Annotated in this window: 12 protein-coding genes; 7 read left to right on the top strand and 5 right to left on the bottom strand. The window is 76.1% G+C overall.

Translation table 11 applies throughout. From position 1 onward, the window contains the following. Nucleotides 1-274 precede the first annotated feature (274 nt). From AC230_RS26245 to AC230_RS26230, 4 genes are read right to left on the bottom strand one after another with little or no spacing between them, the layout of a single operon-like run. Nucleotides 275-1612 carry a DUF4407 domain-containing protein gene (locus tag AC230_RS26245; protein ID WP_049718755.1) on the bottom strand — a complete coding sequence of 446 codons (1338 nt, stop codon included), beginning with the start codon at nucleotides 1610-1612 and terminating at the stop codon, nucleotides 275-277. Next, nucleotides 1602-3326 carry a hypothetical protein gene (locus tag AC230_RS26240; RefSeq protein ID WP_049718754.1) on the bottom strand — a complete coding sequence of 575 codons (1725 nt, stop codon included), beginning with the start codon at nucleotides 3324-3326 and terminating at the stop codon, nucleotides 1602-1604. The genes AC230_RS26245 and AC230_RS26240 overlap by 11 nt, the downstream gene beginning before the upstream one ends. Nucleotides 3327-3379: 53 nt before the next feature. Then, nucleotides 3380-5563 (bottom strand): hypothetical protein, encoded by a 2184-nt coding sequence (locus tag AC230_RS26235; RefSeq protein WP_157868664.1) that lies wholly within the window; start codon nucleotides 5561-5563, stop codon nucleotides 3380-3382. Next, complete coding sequence (locus tag AC230_RS26230) at nucleotides 5560-6309, bottom strand: hypothetical protein (protein ID WP_241833368.1); 750 nt, start codon at nucleotides 6307-6309, stop codon at nucleotides 5560-5562. The genes AC230_RS26235 and AC230_RS26230 overlap by 4 nt, the downstream gene beginning before the upstream one ends. Before the next feature lie 349 nt (nucleotides 6310-6658). On the opposite strand from AC230_RS26230, the gene AC230_RS26225 reads away from it, so the two are divergent. Further along, the gene (locus AC230_RS26225) at nucleotides 6659-7153 is read left to right on the top strand and encodes a Pycsar system effector family protein (RefSeq protein WP_049718752.1); all 495 of its coding nucleotides are present in this window, start codon (nucleotides 6659-6661) and stop codon (nucleotides 7151-7153) included. Between the two features lie 120 nt (nucleotides 7154-7273). Here AC230_RS26225 and AC230_RS26220 read toward each other — a convergent pair whose 3' ends face one another. After that, nucleotides 7274-7993, bottom strand: a complete 720-nt coding sequence (locus AC230_RS26220; protein WP_049718751.1) for a Crp/Fnr family transcriptional regulator — start codon at nucleotides 7991-7993, stop codon at nucleotides 7274-7276. 288 nt (nucleotides 7994-8281) lie between these two features. On the opposite strand from AC230_RS26220, the gene AC230_RS26215 reads away from it, so the two are divergent. The 6 genes from AC230_RS26215 to AC230_RS26190 are packed head-to-tail and all read left to right on the top strand — an operon-like array spanning nucleotide 8282 to nucleotide 13804. Beyond that, the gene (locus AC230_RS26215; protein ID WP_049718750.1) at nucleotides 8282-10018 is read left to right on the top strand and encodes an ATP-binding protein; all 1737 of its coding nucleotides are present in this window, start codon (nucleotides 8282-8284) and stop codon (nucleotides 10016-10018) included. Next, the gene (locus tag AC230_RS26210) at nucleotides 10015-10434 is read left to right on the top strand and encodes a roadblock/LC7 domain-containing protein (protein ID WP_049718749.1); all 420 of its coding nucleotides are present in this window, start codon (nucleotides 10015-10017) and stop codon (nucleotides 10432-10434) included. The genes AC230_RS26215 and AC230_RS26210 overlap by 4 nt, the downstream gene beginning before the upstream one ends. After that, nucleotides 10431-10781: a DUF742 domain-containing protein gene (locus AC230_RS26205; protein ID WP_049718748.1), complete on the top strand. Its 351-nt coding sequence runs from the start codon at nucleotides 10431-10433 to the stop codon at nucleotides 10779-10781. Before AC230_RS26210 ends, AC230_RS26205 begins: the two co-directional genes overlap by 4 nt. Next, entirely contained in the window at nucleotides 10762-11364 is a 603-nt protein-coding gene (locus tag AC230_RS26200; RefSeq protein WP_049718747.1) for a GTP-binding protein, read from the top strand. Before AC230_RS26205 ends, AC230_RS26200 begins: the two co-directional genes overlap by 20 nt. Continuing rightward, complete coding sequence (locus AC230_RS26195; protein WP_053161384.1) at nucleotides 11361-12593, top strand: cytochrome P450; 1233 nt, start codon at nucleotides 11361-11363, stop codon at nucleotides 12591-12593. The genes AC230_RS26200 and AC230_RS26195 overlap by 4 nt, the downstream gene beginning before the upstream one ends. Further along, nucleotides 12593-13804, top strand: coding sequence for a cytochrome P450 family protein (locus tag AC230_RS26190; RefSeq protein ID WP_049718924.1), 1212 nt, complete (start codon nucleotides 12593-12595; stop codon nucleotides 13802-13804). Before AC230_RS26195 ends, AC230_RS26190 begins: the two co-directional genes overlap by 1 nt. The last annotated feature ends 37 nt before the right edge of the window (nucleotides 13805-13841 follow it).

The following is a 13841-nucleotide window of genomic DNA, read 5'->3' as shown; positions in this document are numbered from 1 at the left end:
CTGGGGCGAGTGGTGGGTAGAGGTGGTGGTGAAAGTGCAGCAAGCAGGACGGAAGCCCGTGCCACATCCGTGCCAGATCCCAGGGGGAACAGCGGGGAATCACGGCGAACAGCGGATCGCCCACCGTTGTACTACTGAGGCCATGAAACCGCAGGTCATCCCCTTGATCACCCAACCTCGCTCCTAAAGCGGGTGTCGGCAGTTCGAATCTGCCCGGGGGCACCGGCGCGAAGGGGCCCTGCCGATGGCGGCAGGGCCCCTTCGGTGTTCTCCGTCACCCCTGGCGGTCGGCCACGATCCGGGATGCCCTCGCCTCCAGGGTCGCGCGCAATTCCGCGGTGCGGGCGGACTGTTCGAGGCTGAGGTGGTGGGTGAGGCGGGAGAGGTGGGCGGTGGTGTGGTGGGTGGTTTCCTGGAGGGTGGCTTCGCGGGTGGCGTCGGTGCAGGCGTGGTGGAGGCGGAGGTCGGCGGCGTGGAGGCGGCGGGTGGCGTCGAGGCGGGCGGTGAGGAGGCGGTCGTAGGCCGTGGCCGGGCTCATCAGCTTGACCAGGACGGGGAGGGCGTCCACGGCCAGCAGGAGGAGGTGGAGGACGAGGGCGAGGAAGCCGGCGTACCAGTCGGACCAGGCGACCTCGGCGAGGGCGTTGGCGCGGGTGAGCATGCCGGTGTCGTCGAGGTGGCGGGCGTGGTCGCGGGTCTTGTCGTCGATGGCCTTCTGGAGGGCGGGGCGGTAGGTGTCACCGGCCGTCGTCTCCTGGGCGGCGAGGGTGCGGGACCGCTCGGTCAGGGCCGCGAGTTCGGCCTCGTACTTCTTGATGTGGCTGGTGGTGCGGTAGTCGTCGTTCTCGGCACGGGCCCGCAGACAGGTCTCGCCCACGCTGTGGCGGCCGTCCGCGCCGTAGATCCACTTGGCCGGGTCGTCGCACTCGCGGCGCTCGGCGTCCTGCTTGGCCGCGAGCGTCTTGTCGATCCCGTCGACCTGGGAGCGCAGGGCCGCGGTGCGGGCGGCGTTCTCCTCGATCGCGCGGCGGACCTCGGCCGGGGAGCCGGGGACCTTGAGCTGGTAGCCGCCGCACTCGGCGCGGGAGGTGGTGTCGCGGCCGTCCGGCGGGTTGCAGGAGACGAGCATGCCGCGGTAGGCGTCGGTCTTCTCCGTGTTCCCCGCGGCGATCCGCTGGTGGATCTCGCTGTCGAAGACCTGGAAGAGCAGCGGCTCGGCGATCACCACGCCGGCCAGCAGCGACAGGGCCAGCCGCGGCAGCAGGGACTTCAGCCGGCCCCGGGCCAGGAAGCCGTGCGTGCCGGAGACCAGCCAGCCGTCCAGGGACAGGATCACCCAGAACCACACCACGGCCACCGTCACGACGACCGGGAGCGGCAGCCCGTTCCGTACCGTCGCGAAGGCCAGGCCCATCGACGCGCCGCCCAGCAGCGCCGTGTTGAGGACGATGGCCCCGTACCAGGTGTAGCGGGCGCGTTCCTGCGGCGCCCGGGAGAGCAGTTCCTCGTCGACGCCCGTCAGGCGGCGCAGGCGGACCGCGAGGAAGGGGGAGCGCGGCGCCGGGCGTTCGTCCGGGAGCAGGGCCGTCAGGGGCGGGGCTTCAGCCGACATGCTCCTCCCTCCCCGCGTCGCCGAGGTCGTCGTCGGGATCGGCGGTGGCGGAGGCGCCGTCCGCGCGTTCCACGTGGTGCACCGCGTCGCCGCCCCGCAGGGCGTAGGCCGCGGGCCAGCCGTCCCCGACGTTGTTGATCAAGGCGCCGACGTCGACGTTCGCGTCGTCGCCGTGGCCCCGGTCGATGACCTGCTTGGTCAGGTTGTACCGGTTCTGGAGCATCCGCTCCCGCACCTCGCGCTGCTCCTTGCGGCGCTCCAGCGCCTCGGCGCGCTCCTCCTCGCGCAGCCGCCGGGCGTCCTCCCGCTCCAGCTCCCAGCGGCGGGCCTCCTCCTGCCGCAGCGCGGCGGCCGCCGCGCGCTGCTCCTCGCGGCGGGCCGCGGCGTCCTCCCGTTCCTCCCGGTGCCGGAGCAGCGCCTGCTGCCGGGCCGCGGCCGCGTCCTCGCGGGCGTCCTTGCGGGTGAGCTCCCGGGCGCGGTCCTCGCGGTCGAGGCGGTAGCGGGTGTCCTCGCGCTCGGCCTCCAGGCGGTGGCGCAGTTCCTCCCGGGCCAGGGCCTCCTTGCGCTCCAGGCGCGCCCAGTCGCGCTCGGCCAGCCGCTCCTCGCGCCCGAGCCGCCCCTCCTCCAGCTCCCGCAGGCGCCGGGAGAGTTCGTCGGCGGAGATCTCGCCGCGCTGGAAGGCGTGGACGTCGGCGGCGACGGGGTCCCGGCCGAAGCTCTCGACGTCCTGGGCGACCTCCTCGCGGACGTACTCGTTGTGCCGCCGCCGCAGCCCCAGCTCGTGGTCCTGGCGCACCGCGCCGGCCGTCTGCTCGTACGTGGCGCGCAGCTCGTCGATCTGCTGGCGGTGCCGCTCCTCCAGCAACTCCCGCTCCCGGCGCCGGATCTCCTCGGCCTCGGCCTCCTTCAGGCGGCGGGCGGCCGCGGCCCGCTCGCGCTCGCGCCGCCGGTCCTCCTCCGCCTCGGCGCGCTCGCGGGCGTGGCGCGCGGCCGCCTCCTCCTTGGCGCGGGCGGCCTCCTCCTTCTCGCGTTCGAGGCTCTGGATGTACTGCTGCATGGCGTGTTCGGCCTCGGCCCGCTCCTTCTCCACCTCGCGGCGGAGCCGGTCCTTCTCCTTCCGCAGCCGGGCGTCCTCCACCTCCCGCAGGTGGTCGGCGTACTGCTCGGGGGTGAGCACCTCGACGGCGACCGGCACCGCCCGCAGGCCGGAGACGGGCGGCGGGGCCGTCTCGCGGTACGCCTCCAGGTACGCGCCGAGTCTCAGGCGCGCCCGGTCCACGGCCATGACCGGGAACTCCAGGGCCTGTTCGAGGAGCCCGGGTATGCCGCGGAGGCGGCCGACCAGCAGCGTCTCGACGTCGGTGACCCCGTTCCGCACGACCGCGGCGGCGTCGGTGACCGTGCAGTGGAACGTGACGCGCAGCGTGAAGTCGCCCGCGTCGGCGGACGGTACGGGCAGTTCGACGCGGACGGGGACCCCGGCCCGCCGGTCGACCACGGTGACGGAGCTCGCCGCCACCACGGTCTCGTCGGCCGGGCCGAGCAGGCCGTGGTCCTCGACGTACTCCTCGCCGCGCCGCCAGACGAGCACCTGGTGCGCGGCCAGCCGGGGGACGTCCGCGTCGTCGCGGCTCCGGTGTCTGCGCGGCCAGGTGCCGCGTTCGGGCGGGCGGCCGAACTCGCGCTGTTCGACGATGGGATAGCTGTCGGCCATGTCATTCCTTCGTGCCGATGTCCGGTGTCCGATGTCCGATGTCCGGTGTGCGCTCAACTCGAGGTGAGGGGTGCGGTCGTACGGGCGGGCGCCGCCGCGGCGCCGTGCAGCGCCGTGAGGAAGCGCGCCAGGACGGCGGGGTCGGGGCGGCGGCGCCGTCCCGCGTCGCGTCCCAACGCCGCGGCCAGGAGCGGCCGTTCGTCCGGCGGGAGGGCGGCGCCCAGCGCCCCGCCGAGGCGGCCGGCGGCGGCGCGGGGGGCGCGGCATGCGGCGGGCAGCGCGTGCAGGACGTCCCGCAGCGCCGCCAGCGCCGCCTGGCGCACGGGGCGGTTGCGCAGCACGCCCGCCCACAGCTCGGCGAGCGGGGCGGCCAGCCGGGGCTGCCGTTCGGTCAGGGCCGCGACGACGGGACGGCCGGTGCGGGGCTCCGCCACGGTGAGGACCGCGAGGACGGTGTCGAGGGTCAGGGCCTTGACGCGGGTGGCGACCGGGGTCGCGCACTGCTTGCGCAGCCGGTGGACGAGGGCGTCGAGGACGACGCCCGCGTCCTCCCGCCCGTCCGCCAGCGTCGCGAACAGGCAGGCCATACCGGCCACGGCCGGCCTGCCCTGCCCCTGGTGGACCAGGTGCCACAGCCGCTTCACGGCATCGGTCGGGAAAAGGACGCCCAGCTGCCCGCCGAACGCCCGCGCCGCGGCGGACCTCAGCGCCGCGTCACCGCCGTGCGCCCAGCCGCGGACCAGGGTCAGCGCGGCCGGGGCGAGGGTCTCGTCGAGGCAGACCCAGCCCAGCACGTGCGCGGCCATGGCCTCCCCCTCCGGGCCCGCCTCGCCGCGCGCCCAGGGCCGCAGATAGCAGTCGGCGACCTCGTCGAAGGCCGAACGGGCCAGCAGGGCGAGGCCGGAGGCGACGGAGTTCCGCAGCTCGCCGTCCGGATGCGCGCGGACGAGCGCGGTCAGCCAGCCGCGTACGCCGTCCCAGAAGGCGCTGGAGTGGTTGGCCCACAGCTCCTCCAGCACCCACGGGCGGAAGTGCGGGGCCGCGAAGACCCAGACGGTACGGCCCGGGGCGCCGTGCGTCCGCTCCTCGGCGGCCACAAGGGCGTTGCGGGCCAGGGAACGGCGGCGGTCGGGGGGCGTCCCCTCGGGGTCCAGGTCGCCGAACGCCTTCTCAAGGGACCGCTCCAGGGACCGCTGGAGCTTCTCGAAGGCCCGGGGGCCCGTCCCCGTGGCGAACGCCAGCGTCGTCACCTCGGCGATCTCCCGCGGCGAGCGGTCGGCCGCGAACCAGTCGCGCACGGGCTGCGCCGCGCCGCTCCCGTACTCCCGCCACACCGCGCGCGGGTCCTCCCCGCGGGCGATCCGGCCGGCCGCCGCGGCGACCTCCGCGACCAGGCACCCCCCGGGCATCAGGCCCGCCGCCTCCCCGGCGGCCCGCCCGCCGTCGTCGCACCCGGCGGCGCGCAGCCGTACGCGGAGGACCTCCCGCAGGTCCGGGGGCTGCCAGGGGACGTGCCGCACCGCCTCGGACGGGGGCCCGCCCGGTTCGTGGACGGTCGTGACCACCAGGTGCGCGCCCTGGCCGCGCACCCGGTCGCGCACCCGCCGCCAGTCGAAGTCCGCCGTGCGGGCCCCGCCCTCCTCGGCGTCCTCGTTCATCCGGTCGAGCACGACGTAGCCGACCCCGCGGTCGAAGGTGCGCTCGGCGAGCTGCTCCAGGCCGGTGTCCGGGGACAGCACCACGTACGCCGTGCTGTCCGCGACCTCCTTGAGGAGGGCGACGGCACCCGAGCGCTTGCCGGATCCCGGGGGGCCGACGAGGGCGACCACGGTGTCCGCGGCGAGCGCGTCCGCCGCCTCGGCGAAGCACGGCGGCGCGACGTAGGGGCCCAGGACGGCGGCGATCTCCTCGGAGTCCAGCCGTCCGGTGGCCCGCCGGGCAGCGGTCGAGGGGGCGGCGGGGCCGACGCCGAAGTGGGCCTGGGGGGCGTGGAGGGGGCCGTGGAAGACCTGGCTGACGTAGGTGTGGTGGTGGCCGGTGGGCAGTGTTGGGGGTGTTGGGGGTGTTGGCAGTGTTGCGGGTGCTGGGGACGTTGGGGGTGCTGGGGGCGTTTGGGCGGGTGGGCCGGGGGGGTGCTCCGGTCCTTCCGGCCCGGGCGGCTCCTGCGGCCCCCCGTGCGGCCCCTGCGGACCCTGAGATCCCTGCGGCCCGTGCGGCCCCTGCGCTGCGGATGTCACCTGGACACACCGAAGACGGCGCCGGCGGCGTTCACCGTCCCGTGGAAGTGCTGCACGACGGGGGAGGCGGCTCCTGCGGGTGCCCCGCCCCCCGCCGGCTCGTCCGTTCCGGACGCCTCCGCCCGGCCGGCTCCCGCCACCGGGAGCGAGCCGCGCGCCCCGGCCCCCGTCCCCGTCCCGGGGATCCAGATCCAGGCCTGGCCCGTGAACTCCTTCTCCTCCACGCGCACTTCGGTGAACTCCTCGGGCCGCAGGGTCGTGTGCGCCTCGCGGACGACGTCGTCGAAGACGGTGGCGGAGACCGCGACGGCCAGGTAGGCGTCCGGGTTCGCGGCCAGGGCCCCGCGCAGGGCCGCGCTGTCGAGGATCCGGCCGATCTCGACGGGGGCCCGGCCGAGGAAGCCGTTGGGGCCGGGCGACGCCGTGCCGAAGTGCACGGCCGCCCGCAGGCGCAGCCGTCCCTCGGGCACCCGGTCGTGGTTGAAGGCGCGCAGCCCCGCGTCCAGGGCGCGCATGAAGGGGTCGACGAGGGCGGGTTCGGACGCCCCGACGGGCAGCACCGCGAGCTGGGAGTCGCCGCCCCGCTGCACCTCCCACCGCCCGTGGCCGAGCCCGGCGGCCTCGGCGGCCTCGCGGACCAGCCGCGGTACGGCCTCCTGGAACGTGCCCTGGCGCAGGGCGTCGGCGCGCCCGTACCCCTTCGCGTCGACGGCCAGCAGGAGTCTCCGGCCGAACGTGCCGTTCACCACTACAGCACCTCCCTGTGCGCCGCCCGCGTCCCGTGCGCCGCGCGCGGAAGAGAGAAAGGATGCCGCACACCCCAACTCCCCGTCCGTCCTTCGGTGTTACAAGTCGTCCACAGAAGCGTCGCGGTTCGGTGCGCTCCGGATCCCGTGGGTGCGCCGGCGCCCGTTCCCCCCGGTCCGGGCGCCGGTCACCCCAGTCGTACGCCGCCGGGCGGCGGCGCACCCCGTGGAAGTACGGGATGCGGGAATCCGTACAAGTGGCTGGTCGGGGAGCGTTGTTGCGGGGTTACTGGGCGGCGGGCGGCCGTGACGGCCGCGCCGTAGCACCTCTCCCGTGGGAAGGGTTCCGATGACACCGACGACACCGCTGGACGCGTCCGGCCCGCACCTGCTGGCCTCGTTGCAGAGCGCCCACCAGCACGCCGACACCAAGGCCGGGATCCTGGCCGCGGCCCAGGCGGCCCTGGCGGGCACGGCGGGGACGTGGAGCGGGCACGCCGCCGAGCTCTGCCGGCGCGGCGGCTGGGCGGGCGTGGCGGCCGGGGCCCTGCTCGCGCTGTTCGCGTGCGGGCTGCTGGGCGGGGTGGGGTGCCTGGCGGCGGCGCTGCGGCCGCGGGTGTGGCGGCCGTCCGCCGCCAACCGCTACAGCTTCGTCCATTTCGCGTCGGGCGGCTCGCTGCCGGCTGCGGAGGATGCGGACACGGCCGAACTCGTCCTGGTCCTGCGCTTCCTGGCCCGTGTCGCGGTCGTCAAGTACCGCTGCGTCACGGGGGCGGTGGCGTGCACCGCGGTGACGGGCGCGAGCGCGGGGCTGTGGGCGGTGCTGCGGCCGCTGCTCGACTGATGCGGGCTCGGCCGGTACGGGCTTCAGTCGATGCAGGCTCGGCTGGTACGGGCTCCGGTCGATCCAGGCTCGGCTGGTACGGGCTCCGGTCGATGCGGGCTCGGCCGGTGCCGCGGCCTCTCAGGCCAGCTCCGCGACCCGTCGCAGCCGGGCGAGGTCGCGGAGGGTGGTGGAGCGGTAGCCGGTCTCCAGGAGTCCCTCCTCGCGCAGTTCGCGCAGGCCCTTGTGGACGGTGGTCTCGGCGGCACCGGTCAGCGCGGCCAGCTCCGGCTGGGTCAGCCCGCAGCCCATCACGACGCCGCCGCCCTCCCCGGGCTGCCCGTAGGCGGCCGCCAGCTCCAGCAGGAGCCGGGCGAGGCGCACCTTGACCGGGTAGCCCCGGAACTCCATCCGCCGCCGGTTCGCCCAGCGCAGCCGGTCGGAGACGATGCGGGTGAGGGCCAGGCCCACCTCGGGGCGCCGCATCAGCAGCTCGCGCAGCACGGCGGGCTGGAGCAGGCGGGCGGCCAGCGGGCCGCAGGCGGTCACCGTGGCCGAGCGGGGGACGGCGTCCCCCGGGCCGCCGGCCCCGTCCACGGCCGCCATCTCCCCGACCGTCTCGCCGCCGACCCGCACCGCGAGGAGCGTCACCTGCCCGTTCTCCAGCGTGGCGGTCACCTTGGCGAAGCCGGAGAGCAGCAGCAGGACGTGCCGGTCGCGCGCGCCCTCGCTCAGCAGCACGTCCCCCGTGTCGTACCGCACCTCCACCCCCAGCCCGAGCAGCTCCCGCCGCGCCGGCTCCGGCAGCATCCCCAGCAGACTGCGTTCGGGCCAACGCCCGGACGTGTACGGTGCGTTCATGCCGTCCTCCTCGCCGAGGCGGTCTCGGCACCGGCGCCTCGGTGGCCAGCACCGTAGTGGGAGCGGAGTGGGCGGGGTGCGGCATCGGCGGGATCCACCGGTTCCACCGGGCCCCGGCGGGCGGCGCCACGGGACGTTCGCGTCCTTGCCGGAGGTATGCCGGCATCCCGCCCGAACGCCGCGAAAGCGACCAACCACCAAGACACACCCTCGACTTCCGCCACCTCCGTCCCGCCCCGTACCCTGACGGCCTCGTTCCAGTTGAAGATCGCCCCGGGGAACCGCTTGATGATGCCGATACCGGAGGCCGTGTCCCTGGGTGTGGTCGCGGGCACGGCCGTCACCGCCCTGATCACCGGACCGCTGCTGGTGCGCGCCCGGCGGGCGGCCGCGCGGCTGCGGGACGAACGGGACGCCGCCGTCGGCGAGAACCGGGCGCTGACCGCGCGTCAGCGCGCCTGGGAGGACGAGCTGGAGCACCTGGCCGCCGAGCGGCTGCCGGCGGTTCTCGACGGGGAGGCGCCGGCCCCGGGGCTGCGCCACGGGGAGCTGGCGGGCAGCGTCTTCGACGCCTGGCAGCGGGCGCTGCTGGAGCGGACGGGCGCCGCCGTGGCGGCCGTACGGACGCGTCAGGAGTCCGCGCGGGCCGCGTTCCTCGTCATGGCCGACCGCATCCAGGTGATGGCGCTCGCCCAGCAGCAGGGCCTGGACGTCCTGGAGCAGACCGCCGAGGACCCCGTCCTCATGGCCGGGCTGATGCGGGCCGACCACGCCGCCGCGCAACTCGCCCGCCAGGCGCAGACGATGAAGGTGCTGTGCGGCGCCTGGCCGGGCCGGCAGTGGCCGGAGCCCGTCCCGCTGCTGGACGTGGTGCGCGGGGCGCAGTCGCGGATCCTGGAGTACCAGCGCGTCCGCGTCCAGGGCGCGCGGGACACCGCCGTCCGGCCGGGGGCCGTCGAGGCCCTCATCCACGCCGTCGCCGAACTGCTCGACAACGCGACGCGCTACTCGCCCCCGACGGTCTCCGTGCTGGTGGCGATCCGGCCGGTGCACAGCGGCGCCGTCATCGAGATCGACGACGGCGGGCTCGGCATGACCGAACAGGCCCTCGCCGAGGCCGCGCTGCGCCTGGCCGGCGAGGAGGCGGCCCGGGGCCGGGGCTGGGGCCCCAATCCCCAGCTCGGCCTGTCGGCGGTCGGGCTGCTGGCACGGCGGTACGGCTTCTCGGTCAAGCTCGACTCGCCCTCGGCGTACGGAGGCGTACGCGCCGTCGTCCTCGTCCCGTCCGCCCTCCTCACGGCGTCCGGGACGGTCGCCCCGACGGCGGTACCGGCGCCTGCGCCGGGGGCGCCGGGGGCGCAGGCGGGGGCCGGGGTGCCGGACACGCACCCGGCGGCGGACACGCACCCGGCGGCGGGGGCGGACGGGGCAGCGGGTGCGGCGGACGTGGTGCGGGACGCCGGCGTGGCACCGGACGCGCCGGCGCCCGCGGCGGTGCCGCGCACCCCTGGCACCCTGGGTACCCCGCACGCCCCGGGCGCCCCGGGCACCCCGGACGTCCAGGACATCCCGGGCGCCCAACTCCCGCCCCCCGCCGCCCCCAAGGCAGCCCCCGGCGCCCTCCCCCGCCGTCGCAGCCGCCGTCGCACGACGGCGGGCGGCGCCGCACCCACCGGGACGGTTACCGCCCAGGGTGGGCACCCCCGGAGCGGCCAGCCCCACGGCAAGACGCCCCCGGCCCCGGCCACGGCCACCCCGGACGTCAGCGCCCCCGGCGGGCCGCCGCCCCGCTCGGCGCAGCAGACCGCCGACTTCATGAGCAGCCTCCAGGCCGGTACCCGGATCGGCCGGGAGGAGGCCGCACGGGCGGCGGGGAACGCGGCCGGACCGGCGGCGGACACCCAGGCGGACACCCAGGCCGCACGGGCCGCCCACGAGCCCCCCGCAGAGGCCCCCGCGGCGGCGGCCCCCGCAGAGGCCCCCGCGCGCAACGACAGGGAAGACAGGGAAAGGGAATCGCGTTGAGTACGAACGGGAATCTGGAGTGGCTGCTGGCCGACGTCCTGCGGGTGCCCGCGGTGCGGCACGCGCTCGTCGTCTCCCGCGACGGCCTGCAGCTCGCCGCTTCCCCCGGGATATCCGCCGACGAGGCCGACCGGCTGTCGGCGATCTGTTCCGGCCTCCTCTCGCTCGGCCACGAGGCCGCCGCCCAGCTGGCGGGCGCGGACAGCGCGCCGCGCCAGGTGATGGTGGAGTTCGACGGGGGCTTCCTGTTCCTCGTGGCCGCCGGCCCCGGCGCCTCGCTGGCCGTCACCACGGCCGCGGACGTGGACGCCGGCCTGGTGGCGCGGGAGATGCAGCACCTGGTGGTGCGCATCGGCAGCCACCTCAGCAGCCCGCCCCGCGGCACCGGCGACCGCACGGGCACCCCCGCGCCGTGACCGGCCCCGTACGCCCGTACGTGATCACCGGCGGACGCGCGGCCCCGTCCCGCGACTCCCTGGCGCTGGAGACGCTGGTGGTCGCGGCCGGCCGGCCGGCGGACCGCTCGGCGGACCCCGCGGCGGACCTGACGCCCGAGGCCGCCGAAATCCTGGACCTCTGCGTCCAGTTGCTGTCCGTCGCGGAGGTCGCCGCCCATCTGCGCCAGCCCGTCACCGTGGTCAAGGTGCTCCTCGGCGACCTGCTCGACGCCGGCCTCGTCCGCGTCCGGCCCCCGATCACCGCGGCCGACCGGCACGACCCCTCGCTCCTGAAAGAGGTACTCGATGGACTCCGTCAGCTCTGACGGCGCCCGCTATCTGCCCTCCACGGTCCGCACGTCCGTCAAGATAGTGGTCGCGGGCCCGCTCGGCGTCGGCAAGACCACCTTCATCGGCTCGCTCAGCGAGATCCCGCCGCTGCGGACCGAGGAGACGATGACGCAGGCGGGGCAGGGCGTGGACGACGTGCTGCCCGGCAAGTCCACGACCACGGTGGCGATGGACTTCGGGCGGATCACCCTCAACAGGCGCCGCGTGCTGTACCTGTTCGGCACCCCGGGCCAGCCCCGGTTCTTCCCGATGTGGCGGCACCTGACGCACGGCGCGCTGGGCGCGCTGGCGCTCGTCGACACGCGCCGGCTGGAGGCGAGTTTCGACGTGCTGGGGCATCTGGAGGAGCTGGGCGTGCCGTTCGCCGTCGCGGCCAACGCGTTCCCGGACGCGCCGGTGCACCCGGCGGAGGAACTGCGCGAGGCCCTCGACCTGTTGCCCGGCACCCCGGTGATGCTCTGCGACGCCCGCGACCGCTCGTCCTGCGCCTCGTCCCTCATCACCCTGGTCGACCACCTCCTCGCCACGGCCGCCGCTCCGGAAGCGCCCGCCTCATGACGCCGGCGTCCCCGGCGTCCCCGACGGCGCTGCACGGAGCGGTCCTCACCGGCGACACGGAGGCCCTCTACGAGCGGCTGCGCCGCGAGCACGGCCCGGTCGCGCCCGTCGAGCTCGAACCGGGCGTGCCCGCCTGGCTGGTGCTCGGCTACCGCGAGGTGCTGGAGGTCACCCGCAACGAGGACTGCTTCTCGCACGACTCGCGCCGCTGGCGGGCGCTGCGCGAGGGGCTGGTGCGCCCCGGGTCGCCGCTGCTGCCGATGATGGGCTACCGCCCGACCGTCCTCTTCGCCGACGGCGCCGAACACCGGCGGCTGCACCGGGCGGTGGGCGACGGCTTCGCCCGCCTCGACCAGCACGCGCTGCGGCGCAGCGTCGCCGAGCTCGCGTGGATGCTGCTGGACGCGGTCGCCCCGCTCGGCCGGGCCGACCTGGTGGCCGACTACGCGCGGCAGCTGCCGCTGTGGGCCGCCTCGCGCATGCTGGGCCTGCCGGACGACGTGGCGCCCGAACTCGTCGGCGCCGTCCAGGCGATGGTGGACAGCGGCCCGGACGCGCCCGCCGGCAACGCGGCCCTCCAGCGGATCCTCACCGAGCTGGTGCGGGCGAAGCAGGCGCGGCCCGGCGAGGACCTCACGTCCTGGCTGCTGGCCCACCCCGAGGGGCTGTCGCCCGAGGAGGTGCTGCACCACCTCGCCGTCATCATCGTCGCGGGCAACGGCCCGGCCGCCAACTGGACGGCCGCGACCGTGCGGCTGCTGCTGACGGACGCCCGTTTCCGCAGCCACGTCACGGGCGGCCGGCTGACGGTGGACGCGGCGCTGGACGAGGTGCTGTGGCGGGACGCGCCCGTGCAGAACTTCCCCGGCCGCTACGCCACCCGCGACCTGCGCTTCGGCGGACAGCACATCCGCGAGGGCGACGCCCTGCTGCTGGGGCTGGCGGCCGCCAACCGCGACCCGGCCGTCCGCCCGCCGGACGGGCACATCGTGCCGGGCAACCGCTCCCACCTCGCCTTCGGCGCGGGCCCGCACACCTGCCCGGCCCGCGACCCGGGCCGGCTGATCGCGCACACGGCCGTCGAGACGCTCCTGCACCGGCTGCCCGACCTGCGGCTCGCCGTGCCGGCCGGGGAGCTGGCGTACCGGCCGTCGCCGTGGGCTCGCGCGCTGACGGCGCTGCCCGTACGGTTCACCCCGGTCCCCGAGGTCCCCGTGGGAGGTCACTGATGAACGCGCCGTTCCGCCTGGACGCCACCGGTTCCGATCTGCACGGCGAGATAAGGGAGTTGCGCGCCCGCGGCCCCGTCGTCCGCGTCGAACTCCCCGGCGGCGTGCCGGCCTGGGCGGTCACCCGCCACGACCTCCTGCGCTACCTGCTCACCGACCCGCGCGTCGCCAAGGACCCGGCCCACTGGGAGCTGCTGGCCTCCGGCGGCGTCCCCGAGGGCTGGCCGCTCGTCAACTTCGTCGCCCCGGCGGGGATGATCACGGCCGACGGCGGCGACCACCGCAGACTGCGGGCCCTGGTCTCCCAGGCCTTCACGCCCCGGCGCATCGCCTGCATGCGCCCGCACACGGAGGCGACCGTGCGCTCCCTCCTCGACGGCCTCGCCGGGCACCCGTCCGCCGAACCCGTCGACCTGCGCCTCCACTACGCCTATCCGCTCGCCATGCGCACCATAGGCACGCTGCTGGGCGTCCCGCCCGCGCGCCACGACGAGTTCCGCGCCCTGTCCGCCAGCCTCACCAGCAGCGCGACCGGCCCCGACGAGGTCGTCGCCACCCGCCGCCGGATGCTCGCGCTGCTCGCCGGGCTCGTCGCGGAGAAGCGGGCGCGCCCCGGTGAGGACATCACCAGCGACCTGATCGCCGCCCGCGAGGACGGCGACCGCCTCTCCGAGGAGGAGCTGATCGGCACCCTCCTCCTCATGCTGGTGGCGGGCCACGGCACGACCCTCAACCTGGTCACCAACGCGGTCCGCGCCCTCCTCACCCACCCCGCCCAGCTCGCGCTCGCGGTCTCCGGCGAACGCCCCTGGTCCGCGGTCACCGAGGAGGTCCTGCGCTGGGACTCCCCGGTCGGCCACTTCCCCATGCGGTACGCGACGGAGGACATCCCGCTGGGCGGCGAGGTGATCCGGCGCGGCGACGCGATCCTCGCCTCGTACGCCGCGGCGGGCCGCGACCCGTCCCACTACGGCCCGACGGCCGACGACTTCGACCTCGGCCGCGCCCCGGTCCGCCACCTGACCTTCGGCCACGGCGCGCACTTCTGCGTGGGCGCCGCCCTGGCCCGCCAGGAGGCGGAGGTCGCCCTCCCGTCCCTCTTCGCCCGCTTCCCCCACCTCTCCCTCGCCACCGACCCCGCCTCGCTCTCCCCCCTCCCCTCCTTCATCAGCAACAGCGTCCGCACCCTTCCCGTGCTGCTCGGGTCCTGACGGTCGGGCCGTCCTGACGACCGGCCGGGAAAGATCC

Origin of the sequence: Streptomyces caatingaensis (genome assembly GCF_001187435.1) — a bacterium.
GTDB classification, from domain to species: Bacteria; Actinomycetota; Actinomycetes; order Streptomycetales; family Streptomycetaceae; genus Streptomyces; species Streptomyces caatingaensis.
The sequence above is the reverse complement of the archived record's forward strand: the minus strand, read 5'-3'. Positions and strand labels throughout refer to the sequence as shown.

Excerpts from the sequence above, each read along its gene's own strand:
- AC230_RS26225 (WP_049718752.1), top strand. The coding sequence starts at position 6,659 with ATGACACCGACGACACCGCTGGACGCGTCCGGCCCGCACCTGCTGGCC.
- AC230_RS26195 (WP_053161384.1), top strand. The coding sequence starts at position 11,361 with ATGACGCCGGCGTCCCCGGCGTCCCCGACGGCGCTGCACGGAGCGGTC.
- AC230_RS26190 (WP_049718924.1), top strand. The coding sequence starts at position 12,593 with ATGAACGCGCCGTTCCGCCTGGACGCCACCGGTTCCGATCTGCACGGC.
- AC230_RS26200 (WP_049718747.1), top strand. The coding sequence starts at position 10,762 with ATGGACTCCGTCAGCTCTGACGGCGCCCGCTATCTGCCCTCCACGGTC.
- AC230_RS26240 (WP_049718754.1), bottom strand. The coding sequence starts at position 3,326 with ATGGCCGACAGCTATCCCATCGTCGAACAGCGCGAGTTCGGCCGCCCG.
- AC230_RS26220 (WP_049718751.1), bottom strand. The coding sequence starts at position 7,993 with ATGAACGCACCGTACACGTCCGGGCGTTGGCCCGAACGCAGTCTGCTG.
- AC230_RS26245 (WP_049718755.1), bottom strand. The coding sequence starts at position 1,612 with ATGTCGGCTGAAGCCCCGCCCCTGACGGCCCTGCTCCCGGACGAACGC.
- AC230_RS26215 (WP_049718750.1), top strand. The coding sequence starts at position 8,282 with ATGATGCCGATACCGGAGGCCGTGTCCCTGGGTGTGGTCGCGGGCACG.